26 protein-coding genes and 2 tRNA genes are annotated in these 25,977 nt (G+C 71.5%); 26 read left to right on the forward strand and 2 right to left on the reverse strand.

Annotated features, from left to right (window positions below; translation table 11 throughout):
- Nucleotides 1–1,466: 1,466 nt before the first annotated feature.
- From OGL89_RS07640 to OGL89_RS07700, 13 genes are all read left to right on the forward strand, one after another.
- The gene (locus tag OGL89_RS07640) at nucleotides 1,467–2,438 is read left to right on the forward strand and encodes an acetylxylan esterase (protein WP_263119345.1); all 972 of its coding nucleotides are present in this window, start codon (nucleotides 1,467–1,469) and stop codon (nucleotides 2,436–2,438) included.
- A 46-nt stretch (nucleotides 2,439–2,484) separates the two neighbouring features.
- Nucleotides 2,485–2,558 (forward strand) — tRNA-Ile (locus tag OGL89_RS07645).
- A gap of 70 nt (nucleotides 2,559–2,628) precedes the next feature.
- A complete protein-coding gene (locus OGL89_RS07650) occupies nucleotides 2,629–3,144 on the forward strand; it encodes a hypothetical protein (protein WP_263119320.1) in 516 nt (171 codons plus the stop codon).
- Nucleotides 3,145–3,198: 54 nt separating this feature from the next.
- Nucleotides 3,199–3,271 (forward strand) — tRNA-Asn (locus tag OGL89_RS07655).
- Nucleotides 3,272–3,858: 587 nt separating this feature from the next.
- Complete coding sequence (locus tag OGL89_RS07660; RefSeq protein ID WP_263119321.1) at nucleotides 3,859–4,941, forward strand: hypothetical protein; 1,083 nt, start codon at nucleotides 3,859–3,861, stop codon at nucleotides 4,939–4,941.
- Between the two features lie 99 nt (nucleotides 4,942–5,040).
- Nucleotides 5,041–5,373 carry a hypothetical protein gene (locus tag OGL89_RS07665; RefSeq protein ID WP_263119322.1) on the forward strand — a complete coding sequence of 111 codons (333 nt, stop codon included), beginning with the start codon at nucleotides 5,041–5,043 and terminating at the stop codon, nucleotides 5,371–5,373.
- Nucleotides 5,370–5,801: a hypothetical protein gene (locus tag OGL89_RS07670; protein WP_263119323.1), complete on the forward strand. Its 432-nt coding sequence runs from the start codon at nucleotides 5,370–5,372 to the stop codon at nucleotides 5,799–5,801. The genes OGL89_RS07665 and OGL89_RS07670 overlap by 4 nt, the downstream gene beginning before the upstream one ends.
- On the forward strand, nucleotides 5,798–6,112 hold the full coding sequence (locus OGL89_RS07675; protein ID WP_263119324.1) for a WhiB family transcriptional regulator: 315 nt from the start codon (nucleotides 5,798–5,800) through the stop codon (nucleotides 6,110–6,112). The genes OGL89_RS07670 and OGL89_RS07675 overlap by 4 nt, the downstream gene beginning before the upstream one ends.
- On the forward strand, nucleotides 6,109–6,717 hold the full coding sequence (locus tag OGL89_RS07680) for a hypothetical protein (protein WP_263119325.1): 609 nt from the start codon (nucleotides 6,109–6,111) through the stop codon (nucleotides 6,715–6,717). The genes OGL89_RS07675 and OGL89_RS07680 overlap by 4 nt, the downstream gene beginning before the upstream one ends.
- Nucleotides 6,714–7,724 (forward strand): DUF2637 domain-containing protein, encoded by a 1,011-nt coding sequence (locus OGL89_RS07685; RefSeq protein ID WP_263119326.1) that lies wholly within the window; start codon nucleotides 6,714–6,716, stop codon nucleotides 7,722–7,724. The genes OGL89_RS07680 and OGL89_RS07685 overlap by 4 nt, the downstream gene beginning before the upstream one ends.
- The gene (locus OGL89_RS07690) at nucleotides 7,724–7,891 is read left to right on the forward strand and encodes a DNA adenine methylase (RefSeq protein ID WP_263119327.1); all 168 of its coding nucleotides are present in this window, start codon (nucleotides 7,724–7,726) and stop codon (nucleotides 7,889–7,891) included. Before OGL89_RS07685 ends, OGL89_RS07690 begins: the two co-directional genes overlap by 1 nt.
- On the forward strand, nucleotides 7,891–8,811 hold the full coding sequence (locus OGL89_RS07695; RefSeq protein WP_263119328.1) for a hypothetical protein: 921 nt from the start codon (nucleotides 7,891–7,893) through the stop codon (nucleotides 8,809–8,811). The genes OGL89_RS07690 and OGL89_RS07695 overlap by 1 nt, the downstream gene beginning before the upstream one ends.
- A complete protein-coding gene (locus OGL89_RS07700; RefSeq protein WP_263119329.1) occupies nucleotides 8,808–11,039 on the forward strand; it encodes a hypothetical protein in 2,232 nt (743 codons plus the stop codon). Before OGL89_RS07695 ends, OGL89_RS07700 begins: the two co-directional genes overlap by 4 nt.
- A gap of 102 nt (nucleotides 11,040–11,141) precedes the next feature.
- Here OGL89_RS07700 and OGL89_RS07705 read toward each other — a convergent pair whose 3' ends face one another.
- Complete coding sequence (locus tag OGL89_RS07705) at nucleotides 11,142–11,771, reverse strand: hypothetical protein (protein WP_263119330.1); 630 nt, start codon at nucleotides 11,769–11,771, stop codon at nucleotides 11,142–11,144.
- 66 nt (nucleotides 11,772–11,837) lie between these two features.
- On the opposite strand from OGL89_RS07705, the gene OGL89_RS07710 reads away from it, so the two are divergent.
- From OGL89_RS07710 to OGL89_RS07770, 13 genes are all read left to right on the forward strand, one after another.
- A complete protein-coding gene (locus tag OGL89_RS07710; RefSeq protein WP_263119331.1) occupies nucleotides 11,838–12,350 on the forward strand; it encodes a hypothetical protein in 513 nt (170 codons plus the stop codon).
- Nucleotides 12,351–12,693: 343 nt separating this feature from the next.
- Nucleotides 12,694–13,812, forward strand: coding sequence for a hypothetical protein (locus OGL89_RS07715; RefSeq protein ID WP_263119332.1), 1,119 nt, complete (start codon nucleotides 12,694–12,696; stop codon nucleotides 13,810–13,812).
- 377 nt (nucleotides 13,813–14,189) lie between these two features.
- On the forward strand, nucleotides 14,190–14,930 hold the full coding sequence (locus OGL89_RS17170; RefSeq protein WP_263119333.1) for a M15 family metallopeptidase: 741 nt from the start codon (nucleotides 14,190–14,192) through the stop codon (nucleotides 14,928–14,930).
- 52 nt (nucleotides 14,931–14,982) lie between these two features.
- Nucleotides 14,983–15,654 carry a hypothetical protein gene (locus tag OGL89_RS07725; protein ID WP_263119334.1) on the forward strand — a complete coding sequence of 224 codons (672 nt, stop codon included), beginning with the start codon at nucleotides 14,983–14,985 and terminating at the stop codon, nucleotides 15,652–15,654.
- A complete protein-coding gene (locus OGL89_RS07730) occupies nucleotides 15,651–15,956 on the forward strand; it encodes a hypothetical protein (protein ID WP_263119335.1) in 306 nt (101 codons plus the stop codon). Before OGL89_RS07725 ends, OGL89_RS07730 begins: the two co-directional genes overlap by 4 nt.
- Before the next feature lie 100 nt (nucleotides 15,957–16,056).
- A complete protein-coding gene (locus OGL89_RS07735) occupies nucleotides 16,057–16,437 on the forward strand; it encodes a hypothetical protein (RefSeq protein ID WP_263119336.1) in 381 nt (126 codons plus the stop codon).
- Nucleotides 16,434–18,293: a type IV secretion system protein gene (locus OGL89_RS07740; protein ID WP_263119337.1), complete on the forward strand. Its 1,860-nt coding sequence runs from the start codon at nucleotides 16,434–16,436 to the stop codon at nucleotides 18,291–18,293. The genes OGL89_RS07735 and OGL89_RS07740 overlap by 4 nt, the downstream gene beginning before the upstream one ends.
- Before the next feature lie 6 nt (nucleotides 18,294–18,299).
- Nucleotides 18,300–19,751, forward strand: coding sequence for an SCO6880 family protein (locus OGL89_RS07745; protein WP_263119338.1), 1,452 nt, complete (start codon nucleotides 18,300–18,302; stop codon nucleotides 19,749–19,751).
- The gene (locus OGL89_RS07750; protein ID WP_263119339.1) at nucleotides 19,748–21,415 is read left to right on the forward strand and encodes an ATP-binding protein; all 1,668 of its coding nucleotides are present in this window, start codon (nucleotides 19,748–19,750) and stop codon (nucleotides 21,413–21,415) included. Before OGL89_RS07745 ends, OGL89_RS07750 begins: the two co-directional genes overlap by 4 nt.
- Nucleotides 21,416–21,519: 104 nt before the next feature.
- Nucleotides 21,520–21,999: a hypothetical protein gene (locus OGL89_RS07755; protein WP_263119340.1), complete on the forward strand. Its 480-nt coding sequence runs from the start codon at nucleotides 21,520–21,522 to the stop codon at nucleotides 21,997–21,999.
- Nucleotides 21,996–23,369, forward strand: coding sequence for a TraM recognition domain-containing protein (locus tag OGL89_RS07760; RefSeq protein ID WP_263119341.1), 1,374 nt, complete (start codon nucleotides 21,996–21,998; stop codon nucleotides 23,367–23,369). Before OGL89_RS07755 ends, OGL89_RS07760 begins: the two co-directional genes overlap by 4 nt.
- Complete coding sequence (locus OGL89_RS07765; protein WP_263119342.1) at nucleotides 23,366–23,983, forward strand: hypothetical protein; 618 nt, start codon at nucleotides 23,366–23,368, stop codon at nucleotides 23,981–23,983. The genes OGL89_RS07760 and OGL89_RS07765 overlap by 4 nt, the downstream gene beginning before the upstream one ends.
- Nucleotides 23,980–25,263: a hypothetical protein gene (locus tag OGL89_RS07770; protein WP_263119343.1), complete on the forward strand. Its 1,284-nt coding sequence runs from the start codon at nucleotides 23,980–23,982 to the stop codon at nucleotides 25,261–25,263. Before OGL89_RS07765 ends, OGL89_RS07770 begins: the two co-directional genes overlap by 4 nt.
- Nucleotides 25,264–25,790: 527 nt before the next feature.
- Here the strand turns inward: OGL89_RS07770 and OGL89_RS07775 are convergent.
- Nucleotides 25,791–25,977: hypothetical protein (locus tag OGL89_RS07775; protein WP_263119344.1), on the reverse strand; the 187-nt coding region annotated here is incomplete at its 5' end.

Genomic DNA, 25,977 nt, shown 5'->3' on the forward strand with positions numbered 1-25,977 from the left:
GCGCGGCTCAACCTGCTGCGGATCTGGGGCGGCGGGATCTACGAGTCCGAGGACTTCTACACCGCCTGCGACGAGCGGGGCCTGCTGGTCTGGCAGGACTTCCTGCTCGCCTGCGCCGCCTACCCCGAGGAGGACCCGATCGGCGCGGAGATCGAGGCCGAGGCCCGGGAGAACGTCAAACGTCTGGCCCCGCACCCGTCGCTGGTGATCTGGAACGGCGGCAACGAGAACCTCTGGGGCCACGAGGACTGGGACTGGAAGCGCCGGCTCGGCGACGCCACCTGGGGCGAGCGCTATGCCGTTGACCTGTTCCGCACTGTGGTCGGCGAGCTCGACCCCACCCGCCCCTACACCGACAACAGCCCGTTCACGCCGGGCCGACCCGAGCTGCACCCCAACGACCCGGACCACGGCAGCCACCACCAGTGGGAGGTCTGGAACCGGGTCGACTACCGCGAGTACCGCTCGGAGATCCCCCGGTTCTGCTCCGAGTTCGGCTTCCAGGGTCCGCCGACCTGGCGCACCCTCACCGACTGGGTGCACACCGGTGACGACCCCAAGACCGACCCCACCTTCCTGATCCACCAGAAGGCCGAGTGCGGCAACGGCAAACTCGACCGCGGGCTGGCCCCGCACCTGGGCGTCCCGGTGGACTTCGCCGACTGGCACTGGGCCACCCAGCTCAACCAGGCCCGCGCCGTCGAGCACGCCGTGACCCACTACCGGGGCTGGTGGCCGCGCACCGCGGGCTGGATCGTCTGGCAGCTGAACGACTGCTGGCCGGTGACCTCCTGGGCCGCGGTCGACTCCGAGGAGCGCCCCAAGCCGCTCTGGTACGCGCTGCGCAACGCCGGGTCGCCACGGCTGATCACCGTGCTGGACGGCGACGTCGTCCTGGTCAACGACACCGACCAGGTCTGGGACGGGGACCTGACCCTGCGGCGGCAGCGGCACGACGGGACGGCGCTGTCCGGCACCACGCACCCGGTCACGGTGGCGGCCCGGTCCGTCACCCGCGTCCCGGCGCCGAACGCCGAGCACCCCGCCGTCGAGGTCCTGGTCGCCGGGCTGGGCGAGACCCGCCACCTGCACGTCTACGCCGAGGACATCGACTCCGCCCTCGACCCGCACCCCATCACCGCCACCGCCGAGCGCGTTCCCGGCGGCTACCGGGTGCACGTCACCGCGCACTCCACCGCTCGCGACGTCACCCTGCTGCCGGACCGCCTGGCCGCCGACGCCGTCGTCGACGAGGCCCTGGTCGACCTGCCCGCGGGCGCCACGGCGACCTTCACAGTCCGCACCGCCGCCGACCTCGACCCCGCCGACCTCACCCGCTCCCCCGTCCTTCGCACCGCCAACGAGCTGCGGGCGGTCGACGTCGTGGCGGCCGCGGACCGCACGACGGACCCGGGCGTGCGGCAGACTGCACCCGTCCCGATCAGCGACGATGCCGAGGCCACCGCATCACCCAGGTCGACCTGCCCCTGTCCGCCCTGCGCGAGTACCGGCCGGACGTCCCCGCCCCCGCCGACTTCGACGACTTCTGGTCCCGGACCCTCGCCGAGGCCCGCCGGCACCCGATGGACGTCACCCTGCGCCGGGTGGACGGCCCCCTGTCCCTGGTCGACGTCGACGACGTGACCTTCCCCGGCTTCGACGGCGACCCGGTGCGCGCCTGGCTGGTCCGGCCGGCCGGCCGCACCGACCCGCTGCCGGTGATCGTCGAGTTCAACGGCTACGGCGGCGGACGCGGTCTCCCGCACGAGCGCCTCGCCTGGCCCACCGCGGGCTACGCGCACCTGTTCGTGGACTCCCGGGGCCAGGGCTCCGGCTGGGGCAGCGGCGGCGAGACCCCGGATCCGCACGGCTCCGGCCCCGCCGGGACGGGCTTCCTCACCCGCGGCATCCTCGACCCCGCCGAGCACTACTACCGCCGCCTGATCACCGACTGCGTCCGCGCGGTCGACGCGGTCCGCACCCTGGACGGCCTCGACCCGGATCGGATCGTGGTCGCGGGCGGGTCCCAGGGCGGCGGGCTCACCGTCGCGGTCGCCGGGCTCGTCGACGGCCTGGCCGCCGCCCTGCCCGACGTCCCGTTCCTCTGCCACATCGCCCGCGGCGTCGAGGTCTCGGACACCGACCCCTACGGCGAGGTCACCCGCTACCTCGCCGTGCACCGCGACCAGGCCGACCAGGTGTTCCGCACCCTGTCCTACCTGGACGGCCTGCACCACGCCGCCCGCGCCACCGCCCCCTCGCTGTTCTCGGTCGGCCTCCAGGACACCGTCTGCCCGCCGTCGACCGTCTTCGCCACCCACCACGCCTGGGCCGGCCCCTCGTCCATCGAGGTCTACCCGTACAACCAGCACGAGGGCGGCGGCGGGCACCACTGGCAGCGCCAGGCGGCGTGGCTGCGGGAGGTGCTCGGGTCCTGACCGGGCACGAGTCGTCCGACGGGTCCGCTAGCCTGACCGACACCAAGGGCCAGTAGCTCAGCCGGTCAGAGCAGCGGACTCATAATCCGTCGGTCGTGGGTTCAAGCCCCACCTGGCCTACCTCGATCCGGCTGCGGGCCGCGCGACACGTCCCGGGTCCGCAGCCGTCGACGGCGACTACCGTGGGCACGTGCCGCTCTTCACCCGTCGCCCCACCCTGCCCGACGCGCTGCGCCGCAGCCTCGACCTGCCCGCCCGGGACACGGTCCTGGCCGCCGCCGAACTCGGCGCCGACGGCGGGTGGCTTGTCGCAACCCGGCTCGCCCTGCACGTCCTGCCCGCCGCGGGCGACCGCCTCACCCGCTCCTGGTCCCAGGTGGACCGCGGCACCTTCGACCCTGAGGTCCCGTCCATCACGGTGCACTGGGTGACCGGCGACGCCGACGAGTACGTCCTCGCCGACCCCCGCCCCGCCCGGTTCACCCAGACCTTCCGCGAACGCGTCCAGTCCTCCGTGGTGCACGTGCAGAACGTCCAGGTCCCCGGCGCCGGCACCGTCCGGGTGGCACTGCGCCGCGACCCCGACGGCACGCTGCTGACCCAGGTGATCGGCTCCGCGCAGGTCGATCTGGCCGACCCGGGCACCGTCGCACTGGTCGACGCCGCCGAGCGGGAGGTCCGGGCCGCCGCGGGGCTGCGCGACTGAGCGGGACGTGTGCCTCAGCACCGCCCGAGTGCTGCTAGAGTTTTCCCCGCACGATCCCTTGTAGCTCAATTGGCAGAGCATCCGACTGTTAATCGGACGGTTGTTGGTTCGAGTCCAACCGAGGGAGCGCCTGGCCCCCGGCAGCGATCCGCTGCTGGGGGCCTTCTGTTTCTGCAGGTGAGCCGAGCGTCGGGAGCAAGGATCCGGCGTCCACGTTGAGGATCGCCGCCGCGGCGACGATGTCGCGGGCGGTCCAGGTGATCGCGCCACGGAGCTTCTTCGAGAGTGCGGACTGCGCCATCCCCATCCGTGGGGCCATCGCTGTCTGCGTGATCCGCGCCTTCCACATGAGGTGGTGCACGCGCTCGCCGATCTGCTCGTCGATGGAGCGATCGACCAATGCCTCAGGCTGCAACGTCATGTGCGTCAATCTAGGACATTCCTCCTGCGACTGTCCACAAGCTTGACGCCTGTGTCGCGCCGGTCGTACGTTCGGCTCATGTCTAGAACTATGAGGACTGATCGAGAGTCCGAGTGGTTGGGCTCGGCTGGAGCATGCGACTTGCTTCCTGGAGTGACGTTGCGCACATTGCAGCGTTGGGCGGCTACAGAGCGGGTGCCGTCTCTCCGACTGCCGAGCGGCCAGCTCCGGTTCCGCCGACGCGACATCGAGGCGCTGCTGCAAGGTCAGGGTTCCTCGAAGGGTGATGACGCGTGAGCACCGTCACGGAGGTGCCCGAACCGGGTGCGGCGTCTCCGCCAGAGCTGTCCGCTGAGGCCGCCCGCGAGTTGACGTCGCAGATTCGCTCCGCGGTGGCCCGCACGATCGACGTGCTGTCCGAGGTCGATGTGCTCGTAACCCGCGCGTTCCAGGGCCGGGCGTGGCGCGCTCTGGGCCATGAGTCATGGGAGGCGTACTGCGCCGAGGAGTTCTCGGGTGTCCGACTCTGGGAGAGCGTCGCGGAGCGTCAGCGCGCGACTCTTCGTCTGCGGGACGCTGGACTGTCCGAGCGGGCCGTCGCGGCGGTCCTCGGAGTCGGCGCGGGCACCGTTCATCGCGATGTCCAGGCGCTATCGACTGCTCCAGATGGAGCAGTCGATAGCACAGTCGGCCGTGACGGGCGCGAGCGGCCGGCTCGTCGGCAGGACTCGGAGCAAGTGCGTCGTCGGACTGCGGCGGTGGTGGATCTCCGCTCGCAGGGGCGCACGCAGGTCCAGATCGCGCAGGAGTTGGGTGTCGCGCAGTCGACGGTCAGCGCGTACCTGTCCGCCGCGGCGGCCCGCGGCGCGCTCGATCCGGTGGTGATGTTCGACCTGCCCCGGGATCAGGAGCAGCAGCTCTCGCAGACCGAGGACCCGGCGATGGCTCGTTCAGTCGCGGGCGGGCTGCTGACCGAGGCCCAGATCCGTGCGGCAGCGCTGGCCAGTCACGCGCGGACGCTGCGCGAGGTCGTCGTGGACGCCGACGCGTGGGCCACGGACCCGCTGCTGCCCGCGGACGTGGCCGTCGCCGCCGGGCCGAGCCTCGCGGACGCCGCGGCGCAGCTGCAGTACGTGCTCGCGCACCTGGACCTCGATCCGGCCGATGTCCATGTCCCCGCGTCTGCCGGAGTGCACGTGACCAGGTCGGTACGGGTTCGCGAGATCGCTGGGCTTCTCGCCAGTGGTGCGCCGCCGGCCAAGGTCGCCGCAGACCTCGGTCTGGACGTCGAGGTCGTCACGTCAGTCGCGCGTGAGGTGGCTGCGCTACCGGCGGACCGACGACCGAACGCCTCGTCGCCGACCGGCAGCGGGTAGTCCGCCCGCGGTTCTTTGACCCCGGACACGACGAAGGCCGGCTGCTTTTGCCCGGCACCGGCCTCGTCGCTCTCGAAGAGATTGCAGAGGAAGCATCGCATGACCTACCCCGGCACGCACAGGCCCCTGACCGACGAGTTGTTCGACGACACCCACCGGTGGGCCGTCTCCGAGGCCTTCAGACTGCACGGCACGGACCTCGCGCGCGAGGTCGCCATGAGCCTGGCTCTGTTTGCCGGGTCGACGCGCGGCCGCGCACACGCCGGGGTGTTCCTGGCCGCGTTCGCCTCAACCTGTGCGGCGCTCGACCGCGAGGCTGGCGACCTTTGCCGAGAGCTGGGCCGGGTAGCCGAGCAGTGGTGGGCCGACCCCGCTCACGACCGCTGGGGCACGTGCTACGGGGCGCCGTGGTCGCAGGTGGGTGCGCAGTGAGCGCCGAGCGCGGCCGGGTCGGCCGCTGGGTGGACGGTCTGGGGCTCGGCGAACTGCACACGCTGGGGTGGGCGTGGGTCGCGGTCCTGGCCTGGTGCTGGCTCCTGCGGCAGCTCGCCGGCCCGGGCCTGATGGTCTTGGGAGTCTGGCTCGTGCTGGGTCTCGCTCTGGTGGGGCTGGGCCGCACGGCGAACCGAGAGCGGCGTCTGTTGCTGTGGGCGGTGGTCCACGCCGGCGCGCACGTCGGATGGATGTCAGGTCAGCTCGCTGGCTTCGCTCTGGTCCCGGTCGTGGTCGCCGCCCTGGCGGCGAGCGTCGCGGTGTCGGTGTTGGCCCGTCGGGCGCCGGCCGCGGCGTGGTTCGCATGGGTGGTGACCGTGCTCGCCGTTGCGGCGTCGTGCGGCCGTCTGCTGGGTGGCGCCTCGTGAACGCCGACCCGTCGCTGACGCATGCGGGCGTTTGCGTCGGTGGTGGGCGCGGGTGGATGGCCCGGGCGTGGTGCGCCACCCCGGAGGCCGCTGACCTGTCGTGGATCGCCGAGGGGCATAGGGCGATCGCGCGGGCGAAGGCGGCGTGCGCGGCGCACTGCCCGGTCGTGGACGAGTGCGGGGCGTGGGAATTGGCCGCCGAGGGCGCGATGACTGAACCGGGCAGGGCCGGGGTGTGGGGCGCGATGAGCACCCGTGAACGGGACGCCGCTGCCCGCACCCGACGCAAGCAGGAACGAGGCGAGAAGTGAACGCGACGCAAGTGCCGGCCAAGCACCGGGGCAGGCCGCGGCGACGTTGGGCCGGGGTGGGGTGGTCGGCGTGGACGGTCGTCCTGCCGGAGCAGGCTCCGTGGTGGCATCGACGGCTGGTGGCGTACGCGGGGATGAATCCGGGTCGCCTGACCGCGGCGGTGTGGGCACTGGTGGCGGTGCAGATCTGCGCTGTGCTGCTGACCGTTGTCATCGGGTGGGTTGGATGCATCAGCGCCGTTCTGCACCTGGGGGCTCTCGCGCTATGCGCTCTGAGCGTCGTGACCGCAGGCATGGTCCGTGGGGATCGCTGGTGCGTGCACCTAGTACGGGCGGTCTGCCGAGGGCGCGTGGTGCCGCCGGTGCGGGTGCACGGGGAGACGTTCGTGCACAGCGCCGGTGCCGCTGATGTCCTCGCTGAGCACGACCCTGGTGTGGTCGAGGTCCTCGGCCATGTCCTGTGGGATGCCGGGCAGGACCGACTGACCTCGATCGGCGCGGCGTGCTGCCCGGTGCATGGGCACGACGCGGCACGCACGGACACGGCGTGGCGGGAGTGGACGGTCCTCGCGCGGCGGGCGTTCGCGATCGGGTGGCCCCGGTGAGCGCCGCCGGAGGTCGTGCAGAGGTCGCGGGGTCCCGGAGTGGGTTCGGGGCGGCGATGTGGCCGGGCCTGTGGCTGTCAGGGCTGCTGGCGGTGCTGGCGTTCGTGCTGTCGTTCTCGGCTCTGCGGGCGGTGGGTGTGGCTTCGGGTATCGACGTGCGGTTGGGGTGGGCGTTCCCGTTGATCGTGGACGGGTTCATCCTCCTGGCGACGTGGGCGGCGTGGCGGTTCCGGGCCGGGCGTCTGCGGGGCGCGTGGTATCCGTGGGCGGCGTTCGTGGTGTTCTCGGTGGTTTCGATGACCGGCAACGCGCTGCATGCCCGCCCGGTCGCGGTCGATGGGCTGTTGCTGGCGGGGTGGGCTGCCACGGCGTTCTCGACGGTGCCGTCGGTAGCGCTGTTGGTGGCCTCGCACATGCTGTTGATGATCGCGACGGCTCGACCCGCCATCACGGTCGCCACCGACGGCGGGGCCACCGGTGCGGAGCCGGCGACCGTGGCTCAATCGGCAGTGTCCGGCCTGGCGCCGGCGTCCGAGGTGGGCATCCCACCGTCGCGCGCCAGTGCGGTTCCGTTGGCGCCGGACCGGGCTGCGGGGTCGTCCTCGCACCGACCCCCTGGGGGCCAGTCCGTGCGGGCCGCGCGTGAAGTCGCCAGCGCTCCGGGGTCGTCCGGGCTTGCCAGGTCTGTCGGTTCTGGCCCTCGCGGGGCCGGCACGCTGGGTGCCGGTTTGTCGGTGGTCGGGGGCCATGGCGGTCGGGCGCTGCGGGTTGTGGGCGAACCGTCGCCACTTCGGGCGGTCTCGGACCCCGTCCCGCCATCGCCGGAGCCCGCACCGAACGCGGTGGCGGAAGGGGATCCGGCGCTGGTGGCCTGGGTTCAGTCGCAGGTGCGCGAAGGCAGGCCGGTCAACGGTCCGGAGTTGGTGGCCGCGGGGCTTGCTGGTTCGACGTCGACAGCCAGGCGGTGGCTGCGCGAGCTGCGTGCGGCCCGGCCCGAGGTGTTCTGATGCGCCCGCCGGTGCCGTACTTCGGCGGCAAGCAGCAGATCGCTGCGCAGATCGTGTCGTACTTCCCGGCACACGAGCATTACGTCGAGCCGTTCGCGGGCGGGTTGTCGGTGTGGTCCAACCGGGCTCTGGCCCACCAGGGCGAGCTCGACCTGGGGGTCGGGTGATGAGCCTGGCCCAGCTCGCCACCGTCGCCCATGACGCCGGCGACCCGGCGGAGCTGGTGGCGTGGCGTCCGGAGTTGGAGGCGTTCGCGCGACGGCGTCTGGCCGGAGCGTGTGCGAGTTCGCGTGCGGTGCGCGCCGGGGTGGGTGACCTGGACGCCGCTGCCTGCGACGTCGTGGGTGAGGTCCTGGTGACGTTGTGGAGCAACCGGGTGCGCTGGGCCGATGTGCGCGACGCGCGAGCGTGGGCGTTCGGGGTGACCCGGATCCAGGTGGCCAGGTGCGTGCGCGCCGCCCGAGCGCGCGCCGCACTCGAGGTGCCGCTGGCCGACGGAGAGGCCGAACGCCTGCCGGATCCCGAGACCCGGCCCCGTGGCTCAGACACGACGGTGGGTCCGGACTGGTCCGGGCCGCTGTGGCAGGTCCGCGCGCAGGTCGTCGACCGGCTCGGGGCCGAGGCTTGGGACCGGGTGTGCGTGATCGTGCTGGGGCCCGCCCATGGCCGGTGCCGGGCGCTGCGGACGCTCCTGGTGTCCCAGCTCGCCGCGGTCTCCGCCGGCGGCCGGGTGGACGTCCCGCGGATCGCCCGGACCGCTCAGATCAGTGCGGGGATGTGGGCGGCCGGCCGTCGGTGCGCGGATCGGGATCTGAATCCGGCGCATGCGGTGCGCGACGGGGTGTGCGCCGACACCACCCGGGCCAGGCGAGACCTGGCCGTGTGGTGGGCGACCGGGCAACCGCACGAGGGCACCGACATCGACGCGGGCGTGCTGCGGGAGGTGGGGTTGGTTGACGACCACCCGGTCCCGCAACGGGCCGGCGCGGCACGGGCATTGGCGGCGTGGCTGTCATGGACGCACCCCGAGCTGGTGCCGAACAGCGCAGACGCTACTGATCCGCTCGAGAACCGGCGGCCAGGGTGATCGAACGGTCGGCCCCAGCCGGCACGGCGGGCGGCGACGTCCGGCAGCTCGACGATCTTCTGTTTCTTCCCCGAGGCTGGTTCGCGATCGACCGGCGCAACACCCGCGTGCGGGGCGTGAACCCTCCGACGTTGACCGCGGGCTTGGCGTTGATCGGTCAAGGGCGTGTCGCATCCATCGTCGGGACGCTGCGCCCCGAGGCTCGGGCCGTCGACATCGACCTGGGTGGTGAGCTCGGGGCGACCGCCATCGCCTCAGTCGCCGACTGGTGTGCGCGTCGGGGTCTGTGGCACCTGGTGCGGCAATCCGGGGGCGGGTGGGGGCGCGCGCACGTTCTGGTCTTGCCTGGTGTGCACCTGGACCGCATGGTCGAGATGCTCGGCGGGCTACGTCGGGAACTCGGCGGCGTGCCAACCCACAGCATCGCGCTGCTGGAGAAGATTCGGCCGCTATCCGCGCCGCACAGGGTCTCCGGGCCAACACCCGTACCGGACGGTCTAGCTTCTGCGATCGCGTCCGCGTCGGAGGCGCTGTCGTGGCAACCGGCCAGTGCTCGGGTGCGGGCCGGGCGTGCACGACGTGCCCCGGCGACGCCGTTGCGCGGGCCGATCCAGCCTCTGACGCCGCGCACGGGGCGGCGCCGCCGGGACCTACCGCAGGTGTGGCAGGCGTACATAGCCCGCGGTCGCGGCGCAGCCCGTGCGGTCGACGCCCAGCCCGAGCACCGGTCGCTGATCGAGGCGGCCGCCACTTATCAGCTAGTGATCGCCGGGTACACCGAGGACGAGGCTTGGACGACGATCACGACCTCGGCCCGGACCGCGTTCGTGAAGGCCAAGGAGCGAGGTCGGCGCTGGTGGTGGCACCAGTGGAACCGCGCGGTCGTCGACGCCGACGTGTGGACGGCCGAACACCGGGCTGAGTCCGTAGCCACCGCAGGCGAAGGCGTCGGGCTCCGGGACTGGGCCGAGCGCGAATGGCTGACGTGGCCAGTCCGCACCCGCCGGGTGGACTACGAGGTGGCCACCGCCCTGGCAGACCTGATGGACCGGCACGCCAGCACGGCGCTGCACCTGTCCCAGCGTGAGTTGCTCCTGCACACCGTGATCGCCAGCAGGAACACCTTGCGAGCCGCCATGGCCCGCCTCACGGCCGCCGGCGGGATCCAGGTCGAGGCGACCTACGAACCCGGCACCACCGACACCAGCAACACCATCCGCGCTGTCGTTCGACCACCCGAACCACAGGCTGACGGAGCAGCTGTGCGGGTCATTGACCCACATTGGGTTTCACACCCCCAGCCGCCCCCATCCCTGTCCGTCCGCCTCACCCTTGGACTCGCCAGTGCCCAGCTGTGGACTCACCTGCCAGCGGACACCGGCGACGGACTCTCCCTGGCTGCCGCAGCCGCAGCAGGAGGTTTCTGCCCCGAGCATGGCCTCTCCCCCACAGCGTCATCTCTGCGCACTGCCGCGGCCCATCTGGCCGAGCTCGGGCGACTCGGGTTGGCCGACGTGGACTCTGAGGGCCGATGGCACCGGACCGCGGCGAGTCTGGCCGTCGAGCATGCGGGCGCAGGACGCGACGAGCTGCGCCGCAAGACCGCCGTGATCAGAGCTGAGCGAGCCGAGTTCCGAGCGGTGGTGAGCGTGGACGCGCGCCGAGCACGGTGGCGGGTCCAACGTGCCGCGGCGATCGCGAGTAGCCGCAAGGCCCAGCGGGTCCGGCAAGTTCAGTGGTGGGCGTCGTTGGCCTCCGAAGAACGCCATCACCGACGCGCTCAGTGCACCGCGAGCTTCCACGCGCTGTCCCTCGCCGATCAGGCGGCTAGCAAGGACCGGTGGGCGCGTCGGCGGGACGGGACGGGGATGAGCGAGCGGCAGCGCTACGAGCAGTGGAGGGCATCGCTTAGGCCCGGGGAGTACGCGCGGCGATCGCTCGAAGCCACGGCGCGGTTCGCGCTCCTGGACCCGCTGGCGCAGGTCGACAAGCTCATCCGTCTGGACGAGCACCGCGCACGTTGGGGTCTTCCCCACGGCGATACGCGTGCGATCTCGGCTCCTCTGCGCCAACCAGTCGTCACGGATCGAGCCGTTACCCGCACGCGAGACCCCGACAACCTCGCAGTCAACCTGGCGGACTCACGGGCACCTAACTGCAGCGTTGTTGACGCGGTTGGTACGTCGCGGCTGCGAGCCGGGCACAACACACCACCCGGGGCGGGTTAGCGCCCGAGACGCATCCGGTCTCGGGCGCTGACCCGGCGCGGTGTTCTTCACCTGTGTCCGGGGCCTCGCGGGGTCACGATGACACCCTGCGGAGCCCCCGTGTCAGGAGATGTAGTCCGAGTCCGACGGGCCGCCGCTGAAGCAGATCGTCCCGTTGTTCAGTACGGCGTTGCTGGTTCGCGATACGGAGGCGATGTAGGTGCCGGCGGCGGGCACCGTGTGGGCGAAGGTGTGCTGCCAGGTCGTGCGCAGCGCGAGACCACCCGAGAAGGTGCGCCGGGTCGAGGTGGAGTTACCCGTGATGTCCACGAACCAGGTGTAGCCGACCGCGGGGTGGGTCACCGTGAAGGAGGTGCTGATTCCGGCGTCGCGGAAGCCGGCACCGTCGGCGATGACGATTCGGGACGACCCGCAGTCCCCCGCAACCACCGTTGCCAGCGGCGAGACCGTCCCCTCGGCCTGCTGCTGGGCCAGGATCTGCGCGTCGGCGGCTTTCGCCGCGGCGGTCACCGGCACGGAACGCTGCTCACCGTTCGCGTCGGTGACGATCTTGTATCCGTTGGCCCGCGCGACGTCCTCGTCGAAGCCGCCCGCGACCATGGGGGTCTCGATCACCGTGATGATCGGATCCGTCTGGGTGGGAGTGTGGTTGGCGGGCGCGAACCCGCACAGTGCCGCAACCATGCCCGCGGCTACGAGAATGGCCGATCCGCGGCCGAGCTTCGTCTTCATCGATCCCCCTTTATTCTGTAGCCTCGAAGGTGAGGCTTACTTCGCAGCATATTGATGGGGGTTCTCGTGCGTGCGAGTTTCGATGACGAGTTTGTGAACGATGAGGCTCCTTCAGGAGTCGACAACCCGAGGCTCCATCGAGCGCTCAGGCGCGCGGGCGGCACGGTGTTGAACTGCACCGAGCTGACCTGGTCGGGCGAAGGAGGGCCGGCCACCGGTGCGTTCTCTCGATGGGGTCTGGGCGACGACACCCTCCTGACCGTCACCGTTGCTCAGAGGGAGCACTCGCCCGAAGTCGCCGCGGCCACCGCGATTCGCAGTTGGTTTGCTGACGGCGCGGGGACCGGGTCCCCCACGAAGGACGAGCTGCGGGCGGCGATGCAAGTCCAGCCTGAGTCGGTGACGCCCACCGACGAGGCCCTGCTGGTTGACGGCGCGCCCGCGGCTGGAGTGGTCGCAACCGCACGGGGCGTGACCGCTCGGTCGGCCGACCAGGGTGGGGCGGTAGTGACCGTCGTGCATGCGAATACCGTCAACGGTCCGATCGAACTGGTCACCGAGATCCCCGTTCTCAACTGACAGAAACAACTCAGTGCCGTGCGAGCCGGAGCGCCGACTCGCGAGCATCCGCGCAAGTACCGCATGCGCGTGAGCCGCGCGTCTCCGAGCGCACCTAATCTCCGCGGAGTTCGTCCGTCGTGACGGTGGCGGGCGGTGCGGGCGCGGCATTGCGCCGGTCGACTCTGGTCGCGGTGGTAATCAGACCCCGGAGCACGTTGTACGCAGTAGTCTCGGCTCGATCGCACGGGAATTGTGGGGCGGGGGTCTCGGCCCGCACGCCCCGTCACCGGCGACGAGGAGAGCTGGGGGCAGGGAGAATCCGATGGCCAGACGCCGAGTAAGTTTCAAGGTGGCTCCGGGGGTGCGCATCAGCGCCTCAAGCCGCGGGGTACGCACGAGTATCGGGACCAACACGGCCCGAGTCTCCTTTGGTGGAGGGCGCACCTACACCTCGATGAAGGTCGCTGGCGTCCGGGTCTCGCAGAACACATACTCCTCGGGACGCACGTCAACCCGCGTCAGCGCTGCAGGGTTCAGCACGGGCGCAGGTTCGTCGGCCGGCCATCGGCCGACCGAGCGGCGCCCATCGCTCGCCCAACTGGAACGAGCCGCGCAGGCAGAGGAAGTCACGCAGATCGAGCGTCAGCTCACCTCACTGCATCTCGAGCAGTTTCCGGCTGCCGTACCCGAGCCCATCCCAGCCCCAGAACCAACCGACGTCGATGTCGTGGCGAAGGAGTATCAGCGTGCCGCTGTGAAGGGCATCGCGTTCTATCGACCCGGACAGCGGCGCGCAGCCAAGGAGCGTGCACGCGCTGAAGCGGTCTCGCAAGCAGCTCGCGTCGACGCCGACAACCTGAGAATCTATCGCGAGTGGCTCGCGGCTGCCGCGGCGGATTTCCAACGCTTGGTCGAGCACGACCCTACAACAGTGATCTCGGCGGTTGATACCGCCTTCGCGGACAACGCGTCCGAGTCCACCTGCGTGGACGCCGGCATCGAACAGGACGGCACCAGGTACACGACCGTTGTGATCGTGTTCGACTCGGCCGACCTCATTCCGGAAAAGGCCGCCGTGCTGACCCCCGCGGGCAAACCCACGTTGAAGAAGCGCACCAAGACCGACCGCAACGCGCTGTACGTCCGAGCGTTGGCTTCGACGGTCCTGGCAACGGTGCGCGAAGCGCTGATGACCTCCCCATCTACCGATGAGGTACGGGTCGTTGTCCTGCGCCGTGACCGGAGAGCGGCGGGTCCTGAGAGGCGGGTCGAGCCGATCTACGCTGCGACGTTCGAGCGCGGGCCTCTCGAGCAGGTTCGACCTGCGCTGGTGGACCTCGACCACATCCTGACGCAGATCCCGGACGCGCGATTCGTTCGTCGGGGCGTGACCGCAGAGGTGATGCCTCTCGGTACCGACGACGATGACGAACTCAGGCAGCTTGCCGCACAGTTCACTAGGGCGCTCACCGCGTCGTGACAAGGCTCTGCATCGGTTACCGCTCAAGCGGCCGGCGCTAGCGCGCGTGGGCCGCCGGGCAGTGCCCGATGGTCTTGGCGCCCCGGGCGTCGATGACGTCCGTTACACCATGTGGTGTCTTGCGTGCTGGGGACGGTCCGGGCTGCAGCGGGGAGCCCCTCGACCTCCTCGAGGTGAGGTGCACGTCGAGGGCGGCAGCGTTGTCCTCGAGGCGGGTCGGAGTTGCTGCGCGCGTGCGATATCGCTGACCGGCACGTGACGGCGAACCAGCGAGGCATTGGGTGACCTGATCGCACCCATCGGGAGGCCACTGTGCCCGCCGCCGTCCACCATCCGCGTCGTCCAACTCAAGGTGTGTCCCGCGTCGAGGTGGCGTCGTGAGCGTCGAGGTCCTGGCCGCGCGCCAGATCGCGAAGAAGGTCGGGTCGCAGAGGTTCCGCCGACGGGTCGGCTGTGGGTGCCTGGTCGCGGTGGGGCTGCCATTGATGTGCGTAGGTCTGGTACTGATCGGGATCGTCGGCGGTGCGCAGATGGTGCTCGGTGGCTTCGACGAGGCGGAAGGGCTGGCCTCGGCGAGTCCGACCGCGGGGGCCGGCGGCACGATCACCGCAGATGTGTCCTACGACCCGGACGGTTCGACGTTCGTGGACCGGGGCGGGTCGGCGAACGCCTGGGGTGGGTACGCCAACGGGGTGATCCCGACCAGCGAGTTGTGCGCGCTGAGCATGGCGCCGTCGCTGCGGGCGCGCTGTGATGCTGCGCAGGCTCTGGATCGGATGTCGGCCGCGTATGCCGCGCAGTTCGGGGAGCCGATCAAGGTGACCGACGCCTACCGGGACTTCGCCGGACAGCAGTCGGCGAAGGCGTCGTGGTGCGCGCGGGGCAAGTGCAATATGGCCGCGACCCCTGGCACGTCGAACCACGGGTGGGCGCTGGCCTTCGACCTGGGCGAAGGCATCAACTCCTACGACACCGCGCCGTACGCGTGGATGAAGAACCACGGGTCTGAGTTCGGTTTCTTCCATCCGACGTGGGCAGAGCCCGGGCACAAGGACTACGCGAAGTCCGAGCCGTGGCACTGGCAGTACCTGCCGGACGCAGACCCGTCCAAGCCCTGACCGTCGTGCGCCCACAACTCGGCGCGCGCTCCCCCGACCTCCGGAGATCCTGATGGCTGACAACCCCGCACCGTCCACGGCGTCCGCCAATCCTGCGGCCCTGCCCTCGCGGCGCCGGTTGGTCGCTACCGGCACCGCCGCCTTGCTTGCGTGTGCGGCGATGATCGCCGCTGCGATCTGGTTGCTGGTCACCCCCGGCGGCTCGCCGGAGACCGCTGATGCCGGCACCGCATCGGCCGAACCTGCCGTGAGCGGGACGGTCGGCACCTCACCGGACGCCGGGCAGCTCGAGGGACCGACGCCGTCGGCTCAGGGGTCTGGGGACGTTGAGTCCAGTGAGGTTGAAGTCGCCTTGCAGTGGGTCCGGACGCTGGTCGGGTGGGCGCCGCAGGAGCAGGACGCCGCGGCGGCGCGGTCCCGGGCGCAGGAGTTGGCTCCGGGTGCGGAGGTGGACATCGTGGCCGGGGCGGTCTTGGACCACGCGGCGGCGCTCTCCGCGGGTGCGCCGACCCCGAACGAGGTCGCGGTGGTGGATGTCACCGACCCGCAGATCTGGCCGGCGGGGTGGGTGGTAGTGGAGGTCACGGTCACCACGGCCGGGTCGCCGGAGGTCGGGGTGTCGGCGATGGCCCTGCACGTGACCTGCGAGGTCGAGGTTTCCGGCGGTCAGGTGTCGGCGGCGTTGATCGGCGACGGAGCGGCGTGGATCGAGTACCTGCCGTGAGTGGGCGGGTGGGCATGGACATCGACGGGTTCGGGCTGGACTTCACCTGGTTGGGTGCGGACACCGTCGCCACGCTGCAGGACCTCGCCGGCGGACTGCTGGCGGCGGCGTTGATCGGCTGCGGGATTGCCACCGTGATCGGGGTGCTGACGGTTGTGGCCGGGAAGGTCGGGTTTCCGGTGAGTCAGAAGGCTGCTTCGTTCGCCTCGGGTGCGGTGACCGCGGGGTTGCTCGGGGCGCTGGTGCTGGGGGCGGTGACCGCGGCGATGACGCACTACGCGGGGATCACCGTCGGCTGGTGACGGGGCGTCGATATCGCACGCGGCGCGCGGCCCTGCCTGGGGCGGGGCCGGTTACAGGCGGGGTCAGCAGGACTCCGCGCTCGGGCAGAAGGAGCAGATCGTGATGACAGCAGTGGGCGGCCTTGCCGCGTACCTCGCGGCAGGCCAGGTCTCCGCGGAGGACGAGATCCCGGACAACATGGGGGTGTCGATCAACTTCTCCGCCTTCCCGTGGATGGCCCAGTTGCAGGAGTGGGCGGGCGGGTTGCAGGCCACGTGCCTGATCCTGGTCGGGATCTGCGCGGTGCTCGGCACGGTGATGTTCGTCGCCGGGCGGCTGTCCTCGTCCCAGCAAGTGCAAAAGGTGTCCGCGACGATCCTGCTGTGGGCGTTCATCGCCGGGATCGCGATCGCGGTGATCTTCGCGGTCCTGGTCTGGGCGACCGGGTTCGACCTCGGTTTCGGTTCCGCCTCCGGCATGCTCGACCCGGTCGTGGCATGAGCACTGCCACCACACCCGTGCCCACGGACGTCTTCCCGCAGGCGGGTGTGCGTAGGTCGGCCGCCGAGCTGGCGGCTGCTCCCGCGCTGGTCCGAACCTGGTGGGCGAGCCAGCGCGAGCCCGGGCATCGGCGCCGTCGGGTGCTGGGCGCTGGTGTGGTGGCGGTGGGGGTGGTGGCGCTGTGTTCGGCCGCGTGGTGGGACCCGGCCGTGGAGGCGGTGTTCAACAAGATCGGTGAGTGGATCGTCAAGGCTGCGATCGATGCGATCTCGACGGCGTGTGAGCAGTTCATGTCGTTGGCGTTCAACAACCCGCTGACCGAGATCTCCGACGTCGAGTGGCAGATCGCGACCCGGCAGGCCGCACGTTGGGGTGCGGTGTTCGCCGTTGTGGCGGTCGCGATGTGCGCGGTCGAGGTGGTGGCTGCGCTGATCGTGCGTGACGCGACCCGGGTGCTGCGGGCCGGGATGATCGCGGTGCTGTCCTGGCCGATGACCGTGGCGGCTATTTTGCTGCTGGCCCAGCTGGTGTCGATCACCGACGGACTGTCGGGGCAGATGTTCGACAACGTCGCCGGGTCCGGCGCGACAGGGTCCGCGGCGGCGGCCACCGCGATGGGGGCGGCCGCCGGCGGGCTGACCGCGCTGACCGTGGGCGGCGGGTGGATCGTGATCGTGATCGGTGCGCTGGTGTGCATCGTCGGGCTGGTACTGATCGCGATGGTGATGGCCGCACGCGCGTTCGGCCTGCTGGTGGCCACGGGGTTCGCCCCGACGGCGCTGATGATGGTCGGGTTCAAGGGCACCCGGGGAATGGCCAGCAAGTGGGTCGAGGTCGTGGTCGGTCTGCTGCTGACCAAGCCGCTCGGCGCCGGGATAATCGTGCTCTGTCTGGAGATGGCCGGTGAAGGCAATCTGGACAGCTTCATCATGGGCACGGTCGGGATCTGGGTCGCGGTGTTCTCCCCCGCCCTGGCCCTGTCCCTGGTGTCGTTCGCCGGTGGGCAGTTGTCGGCCGCGCTGACCGCGCACTCCGACGCGGTCAAGTCCGCGGGTTCGCAGGCGACCCAGGCTGGGATGACCCGGATGGCGTTGGGGGGCCCGGACAAGGAGGCGTTGTCCACGCTCGGCAACCAGGCCGCGGGGCTGGCGAAGGCGATGGGAATGTCGGGGCTCGCGTCCAAGCTGAGCGACCTCGGCTCGAAGGACAAGGACAAGAGCGAGGACGCCGAATCCGGCGGTGCCGGTGCCGCGCCCGCACCAGACGATGACGGTGCGAGCAGGCCGGGCCAGCCGCCCGCTGGCGCGGCGGTGCCTGAGGGACCCGATGGCGACGTTCAGGGCGCCGGCGAGGACAGCGTTCGGACTGCCGGTCAGGACGGGCTCGGGGTTGCCGGGGACAGCGGTGAGAGTGTCGACGGCGATTTCGATACCGGTGGCGGTCTCGGAGCCTCGTCCGGGCCTGAGGGTGTGGGTGCTGCCGCCGCGGACCAGGTCCGTGAGCGAGGTGACTCCTCCGGTGCTGTCACCGGTGGTGAGTCGGGTGCGGGCTCGGCGCGTTCTAGTGGTGGCGGCGGCGTGCAGGCTGGGCCGGTCCACGAGAGCGGTGAAGTGCCCGCAGGATCGTCTGAGGCAGCTGCCGGGGGCAGGTCCACGGGGTCAGGTGAGTGTGAGCCGCCGGCTCCCGCGTCGTCGGGTGATGGCGGGACGGGCGGCCCGGGGTCGGGTGGCTCGGGTGGGGGTGGCGTGCAGCCGGGACCGAGTGCGCCGTCCTCGCCCGCTGCGACTCCGGCTCCTTCGCCGCCATCATCCGGCGGTGAGGGTGGCCGTGGTCCGAACCCGTTCGGTGGGCGGTGATCGGGCGTGGGTGAGCAGCAGGTGCCGACGGCGGTGTTCGCGCCGATCTCCCGTACCGGTGTCATCGCCGGGCTGTCCGGTGCGCAGCTGGTGCTGGTGGCGGTGGGCCTGGTGCGTCCGGTGTGGGATCTGGTGGCTGCGGGTGATCTCGGGGTGGCGTTGGTGTCGTTGCTGGTGTGGACGGCGCCGGTCGGGGTGCTGGCGTGCGGGTCGTGGAAGGGCAGGTCGTTCCTGGAGAGGGTGAGCACGGTGGGGCTGTTCGGGCTGCGCAAGGTCCTGGGCCAGACGCGCACCGTCGTGCGGGTTGGCGCCGAGCAGGTCGACGGCGCGGTGGCCGTGCCGGGTGCGGTCGGGGCGCGGTTGACCGTGCTGGACATGGTCGGGACGGTCTTCGACGGCGGGTGCTTCCTGTGGGACAAGGTCGCCCAGGAAGCCACGGTTGTGTTGCGGGTGACCACGCACGGGTGGGCGCTGGCCGCCGAGGAGGAGAAGATCGCCCGCGCCCAGGGCCTGTCGGACCTGTGTCAGCGTCTGGCCTCGGCCGAAGGCGTGGTGCGGGTGGTCAAGCACTCACGCACCCACCCGCTGCCGGCTCCCCCGCCGGCGGGCGGCGACCCGGAGGATCTGGCGGTGCGCGACGCGGCCGAGCTGGCCGCGCACCCGGCGATGGCGGCGCTGCGAGGCCGGGACGAGGTCATCACGATCACCGTGTCCGCGAAGGTCTGCTCGGCGCAGATCGACGCGGCCGGCGGCGGGGTCAGCGGGTTGTCCTGGGTGCTCGGTGACCGGGTCGGTCAGGTGCTGGCCGGACTGCCGGCCTGCGGGGTGCGCACCCAGGACGCCGCCTGGTGGTCCGCGGGCCAGATCCGCGCCGCGGTCCGCCTTGCGTTCGACCCTGCGGCGGCGCCGATGCTCGCCGAGGCGGGGTGGGCGCTGGGTGATGGGCAGGTGCTGGCCTCGGTCGTCGACGAACGTCTGGATCATCTGGTCACCGATACCGCGGTGCATCGCACCTACTGGGTGGAGTCGTGGCCGGCCACTCCCGCTCGGGCGGGGTTCCTGGCGAACCTGGTCGCCACCGGGACGGCGTGCCGCACGGTGACGCAGATGTGGTGCCCGGGGCAGGCGTACTCGGCCGAGCGCCGGTTGCTGAACGAGGAGGCGTCCTACAACTCCGCCGGCGCGGTCAACGCCAAGCTCAAGCGCCCGGCCACAGTCGCGCACAACTCCCAGGGCAAGGAGCTCGCGCGCCGGCGCAGCGAGCTCGAGGCCGGGTACGCCGACGTGCGGCACTCGGGCTGGGTGACGCTCACTGGTGGCGACATCGAGGAGCTGCGGGTCGGTGAGCTGTGGCTGCGGACCACCGCCCGTGGCCTGCATCTGAAGGTGCTGCGTGGGGATCAGTGGGCGGGGTTCTGCACGAGCGCTCTGCCGCTGGGGATCGGACCGCGGTCATGACCCGCCGGCTCGTGCATCCCACCCGCCGGGGCCTGCTCCGGCGGCGACGGACCTCCGGCTCCCCCACGCCGGAAGCGACCCCCGGTGACGCGTTCGGGCTCCCCGCACCCGAGTCCGACGCGGACCCCGGCGACCATGCTCGTGAGGTGGCGCCGGTGCGGATGCCGCCGCGGGGTCGTCGTGGTGGCGGGTCGGACCCGGTGGGCACCAGGACGCTGACCGCGACCGGGCGCTCGTCCTCGCGGCGTGCCCGGCGCCAGGCGGTCCGTGCGGCTGCGGCGGCGGTGACCGCACGCACGCATGCGGGCGACACGGACAGCGAGGACGCCCTGCCCGGTGCCGGGAACCGGGCCGCACGCCGGTGGGCGCGCTGGGGACGGCTCGCGCGGGGGGCGGTGTGGGGTCCGGTCGGGGTCGCTACCCCGGCGCATGTGACCTCCGCGGCCCGGGTGGGGGTGCTCACCTCGTTCTGTGTCCCGCAGGCCTCGGCGATCGACGGGCCGATCATCGGGATCGAGGTCACCACGACCGCGCCGTTCACCTTCGACCCGTGGGGCGTGTACCCGCACCTGGCCACGTCCCCGTGCATGTTGATCTGCGGGTTGCAGGGATCGGGCAAGTCGTACGGGACGAAGGTCATCATGACCCGCCTGGTGCACGCCGGCCGGCAGGTGATCGTGTCCTCGGACCCGAACGGTGAGTGGTCGGCCCTCGCTGGCGGGCTGGGCGGCCAGGTCATCCACCTGGGGCCGGGCACCGGCACGGTGATCTGCCCGCTGGACGAGGGCGCACGCCCCGCGGACACCAGTGCCGCGGACTGGCGGCGCGCGGTCGACTTGCGCCGAGGCCAGGCGCTGGAGTCGATCGTGTCGGTGCTGCGCACCAGCGGCGCCGTGGACGATGAGGAACGCACGGTCCTGGACACCGCGGTCGAGCAGATGGGCGCCGGGACGCTGGGAGCGACGATCGCGGCCCTGGTCGCCTGGTTGGACGCCCCGCCGGCGGAGCTGATCGAGCGGGCCGGCTCGGGCGCGGCGCGGCGGTTGTCGTTGGTGTTCTCCCGGCTGACCCGGGGTCCGCTGGCGGGGATGTTCGACGGGGCCTCGAGCACCCGCCTGGACCCGGGCGCGCCGATGATCGCGGTAAACACGATGGGGCTGGGTGGGGCCGGTGACACGGTGCGGCAGATCGCCGCGGCGTGCACGTCGGCGTGGATCGACACCACGTTGCGCTCCCGCGACGGGCGGTGGCGGGTCGTGGTCAGCGAGGAGGGCTGGGACGAGCTGCACAACCCGGCCCAGGCGCGGGCGATGGACGACCGGATCCGCCTGGCCGGGCACCTGCGGTGCGCGTCGGTGTTGATCATCCACGAGCTCAAGGACGTGGAGATCTTCGGTGAGGCCGGGTCCTCGCACCGCGGGCTGGTCGAGCGGGTGCTGTCCAAGTGCGCGATCAAGGTCCTGTACCGGCAGTCCAGCGACTGCATGGCCGCCGTGCACCGGATCGCCAAGCCCACCTACACCGCCGCGGACCTACTGCTGACCCTCCCCCAGGGTCAAGCGATCTGGTGCATCGGGACGACCACCCCGATGTGGGTGCAACCGGTCGCCGGACGAACCCTCGACTCGCTGATCGACACCGACGCCGGAAGGACCGGACGATGACCCCCACCCGCGAACGCAACCACCTCCTCGATACTGAGGCACTGCGGGCGAGCCTTGGCCGCACACGGGCTTTCTCGGCGCTGGGTCGGCAGACTCGGGCCGGGGTGTGGGCGCGCCGGCACCTGCCGGTGTACCGGTGGGTCGCCGACCTGGACGACAAGACGATCGCCGGTTTAGTCGCCGCGGGTTGGGTGGTCTGGGTGGTGGGCGGGTTCCTGACCGCCGTGCTGGGTCTGCCTGGGGCGGCCCTGGTCGGTCTGCTGCTCGCGGTGGCCGGTGTCGTGGTCAACGTGGTCGCCGTCAGCTGGTGGATGGGGTACCGGCGCTCCCCTGCCCGGTTACGGCACCAGATCCTCGCCCGGACCCAGATCGCGGCCGGGCGGGAGCTGTCCGACTGCTCACTGTCCGCCGCGCAGGCGGTCGACCTCGGCGCGCACGTGCGTCCGGCACTGGCCGCCCAGACGGCACCGCAGCAGACCGGGGGGCGGGCGCTCACGGCGACCGGCCCGCACGGCGCGACACGCGATGTCCAGCCGGGCGAGCTGCCGGTGTGCTCGATGTCGCAGGAGGGTGCCTCGTGGTGAGCCTGAGTCCGGGGCAGGTCGCGTTGCCGTTGGGGTCCTCGCGGGGCGTCGCGTTGTGGGTGACGTTGGAGCGGCCGATCTACGTGCTCGGCCCGGCGCGTTCGGACAAGGGCACCCGCCTGGTGGTCCCGTTCATCCTGGCCGCGCCCGGCGCGGTGGTGACGACCTCGACCCGCACCGACAACCTGCGTCTGACCGCGGCGTGCCGGGCCGGGCTCGGGCCGGTGGAGGTGTTCAACCTCGACGGCGTCGGCGGGCTGCCGCACACCCTGGGGTGGTCGCCGTTGGAGGGATGCGAGGACCCGATCGTGGCGCAACGGCGGGCCCGGACCCTGGTCGCGGCCACGGGGATGTCGGGTGAGAACGCGCCGTGGGCGACCACCTCGGGGTCGATCGTCCAAGCGCTGCTGCACGCCGCCGCGTTGGACGGGCGGACCATCGCGGATGTCTACACCTGGTCGCGGTCCCCTGCGAAGGCCGACGAGGCGATGCGGATCCTGGAGACCCGCGGGCTGGGTGACGCCTGGCACCTGACGATCGCGCAGGTCCGCGAGGAAGACCCGCGGATGCGCGCGAACCGGTGGTTCGGTGTCGACAACGCGTTCGCCGGCCTGGCGGTCAAGGCCGTGCGCGACCGGCTCGTGCCGAAGACCGGACGGGCCTTCGACACCGAGGCGTTCCTCGCCTGCTCGGGGACCTGCTACATGGTCGCGCGCGGGTCGGACGTCACCGACGAGGCCACCACCGCCGGGACCGTGGGCGGGTTCTACTCCCTGTTCCTGGACCACCTGACCGACACCGCCCGCCGCCTGTCCCAGCGTGCGCCGGGTGGGCGCCTGGACCCGCCGTTGACGATCGTCGCTGACGAGCTCGCGCACATCGACCCGTGGCCGGCCGCCCCCAGGATGACCGCCGCCGGCGGCGGTGAAGGCATCCAGCTGGTGGTGATCTTCCAGTCCCGCGACCAGGCGGCCGCCGCCTACGGCGAGCACGCCGAGGCCACGATGTGGGACAACTGCACGAACGTGATCCTTGGCGGCGGGAAGTCCGAGGACTACCTGTCGGCGCTGTCGCGGTCGATGGGCGAACGCGAACACACCCGCACCCGCACGTCGTTCAACGGGCGGGACCTGTGGTCCAAGGACACCTCGATCGACGCCGAATGGCGCCCGGCCGTGGACGTCGACGAGCTGCGGCGCCTGCCCCGAGGCACCGCCCTGGTGCTGCAGGACCGGATACGCCCGGTGCTCACCGACCTGACCCCGTACTGGGAGGGTCCGCACGCTGGGCACATCACTGCCGCGTCGATCTGGCACGAGAGCCACCCCGGATGGGTCCTCGGGTCCCGCATGGCCGGAGCAGACCGGTGAGCCTCGCCGACCCCGGAGGACGCGACGCCGCCGCGGACATCGACGCGCTGCTCGGAGGCGCGCCACCGCTCAGCTCCCCCGCGGCGCACGCCGGCGGCAAGCCGGAGGACGTGGTGGCCCGGCGCCTGGCGGTGCTGGTCGACTTCTGGGGGCACGAGGACCCCGGGGTGTTCGCCTGGCAGGACGCGAAGCCCGCGACCCGGCACGCGGCGCTGGTGCGGGTGCAGCGGTTCACCGAGTGGCTGATCGCCACCTTCGACGTCCGGGAGATCAAGCCCTGCTGGGTGCTGCACCCCGCCGTCGTGGCCGAGCTGTGGGCGCTCGAACGCCTGCACCACGCGACCCACACCGTGACCACCGACCCCTCGGCGCCGGTCGTGTTCTACAACCAGGTCCCTACCACCCGCGCCCGGCTGCGCACCGACACCGGGATGGACTCCTGCACCGCCACCGAGCACACCGTCCAGGTCCGGGAGGTCGCCGACCGGGTCCAAGCCCGGCGCGCCAGCTACGACACCTCCGAGCGGTGGACCGCGTCGTGGGCCTGGCCGCAGGTCGATGACGCCGGCGAGGCCGTACCCGCCCCGGCGCACGCGAACGGAGGGACACGATGAATTACTCCCCCGAGCCCGTCGATTCCGAACCGGTCGAGGAGCCCGGCGGGTTGGCGGCGCAGCTCGCCGCCGGGCAAGCCGCCCTCGCCCACGCACAAGAACAAGCATCCGCGCCGAGGCGCACACCACGGCGCGGGCGAACCAAGCTCAAGCACCAGGACGCACCCGCCACCAACCACACCGCAGACGACGATGCCGGCTCACCCGCGGGCAAAGCGACCGTGCCCGTACCCACCGAGGTCACCGAGGTCGTCCCCGCGCCGCTCGCAGAACCGCCTTCGCCTCCCAGACCCGAGCCCGAGCTAAAGCCAGAGCCGGAGCTGGAGCTGGAGCCGGAGACAGCGGAGTTGCCGGCCACAGCGGCCGGGGCTTCGTCCCGCGACGACGCCGTGAGGACTCCCGTCGTCCCGGCCGACGACGAGGACGACACCGTGGTGATCGCGCCGATCCCCGGCATCGGCGACAGCGCCAGCGGTGCGCAGGATGTGGTGGCCCTCGTGACGGGTCTGGCCGACCGTGCGCGCGCCGCCGAACAGGACGCCGCCGGCGCACGCGCCGAGCTGCACGAGCTGAAAGCCGCGATCACCACGATCACCACCGGTGCGCCGGGCAGCGACCGGGTGCCCGGTCCCGAGGGGTCACCGCCGCGGCGGCGACGCCGAGTGGTGCCGGTGATCGCAGGGGGCGCCGTGTGCGCCGCCGTCGCGCTCACCGCCTGGGGCCTGGCCGCACGCACCGACCCCGGTACCGCGCTCCAGCCGCACCCATCGCCGACAGCCACAAGTGCGGTCAGCACGCCGACGTCGAACCCCGACCCGGTACCCAGCACTGAACCCGCCCCGGCAGAACCAGAAGACCCCGACGCCGCGGCACAGGCTCAGGCCCAGGCGGCTGCCGACCAGGCCGCCATCGACCAAGCGGCAGCTGAGGCCGCTGAGGCCGCCGAACGCAGCGCCCGCGACCGCGCCGAGCGAGCGGCAGCCGCGCAGCCCAGCACCGCCGAGCAACCCGCCCAGGTCACTCAAGAAGCTCCCGCCGCGGCGCCGGTCCGGGCGACCTACGCGCAATCGGTCAACTGCACTGCGGCGGCCACGGTGACGTTCACGGCCACCGGCGGCGGTCAGGTCGACCTGAGCGCCGACGGGCGCACCTCGAGCGGGAACGGCAGCGCCACGCTCGAGGTGCAAGGCGGGCCCGGAACCATCAGTGCCACGAGCGTCGGCGACGACTGGACGACCATCACGTTTACGTGGGTCGCCGTCGGAGGCATTTGCAGCTGACCGGCCGCCATCTCAACGCCCGCGCTCACGAGGGTCGGGTGGAACGTCGGCCTCGCGACAAACGGTCGACCTGCGCCGAGAGTGACTACCAAGTGGCTCACCGGTGGACGCCGGCTCCTCGTGGTCCAGCAGAGATGCCAGGGCTTCTCGTCGTGGCTGGCCTTGCGATATCCGGGGCAATCGGGTGATGTTTGATCGAACCGACCATCTCTTCGACCTGGTGCAGCCAAGATTCCGACCGTGCATGATCAGCGGCGGGATGCCGACCACATCCGGAACTTCGTCCGACGCCGCAGGGCAGAAGCGTTCAGGGTCCATTTTCGAGCTGTGGCGGGCGCAGTGGTCGCCGTGCTGGTTTCGACGCTCATGGCCGCGACGCCGGCCGAAGCCGCTGTCGCGAACGGGGAGCTGGCTGGCACTTCCTCCGTAGCGACGACTACAGACCTGGCACCGTCGACAGTGACCTTGACGTCAGACGTGACCGAGATCGCTGCAGGGCAGGCGGCGACGCTGTCAGCCGTCGTGGATCAGCCACTGCAGAACACATCGAGCGTGGTCAAGATCGTGGACCTCTCGAGCGGCGCCACGATCGCCTCGTGCTCATCGGGCACCTCGTGCGTTCGGTCGGTGCGGTTCGACTCGGGAGGGCCGCGCTCGTATGTCGCGAAGGTGAACTCGATCAGCTCGACTGAGGTCGTGATATCTCGAGCACCT

This window comes from Cellulomonas sp. RIT-PI-Y (assembly GCF_025642745.1).
Lineage (GTDB): Bacteria > Actinomycetota > Actinomycetes > Actinomycetales > Cellulomonadaceae > Cellulomonas.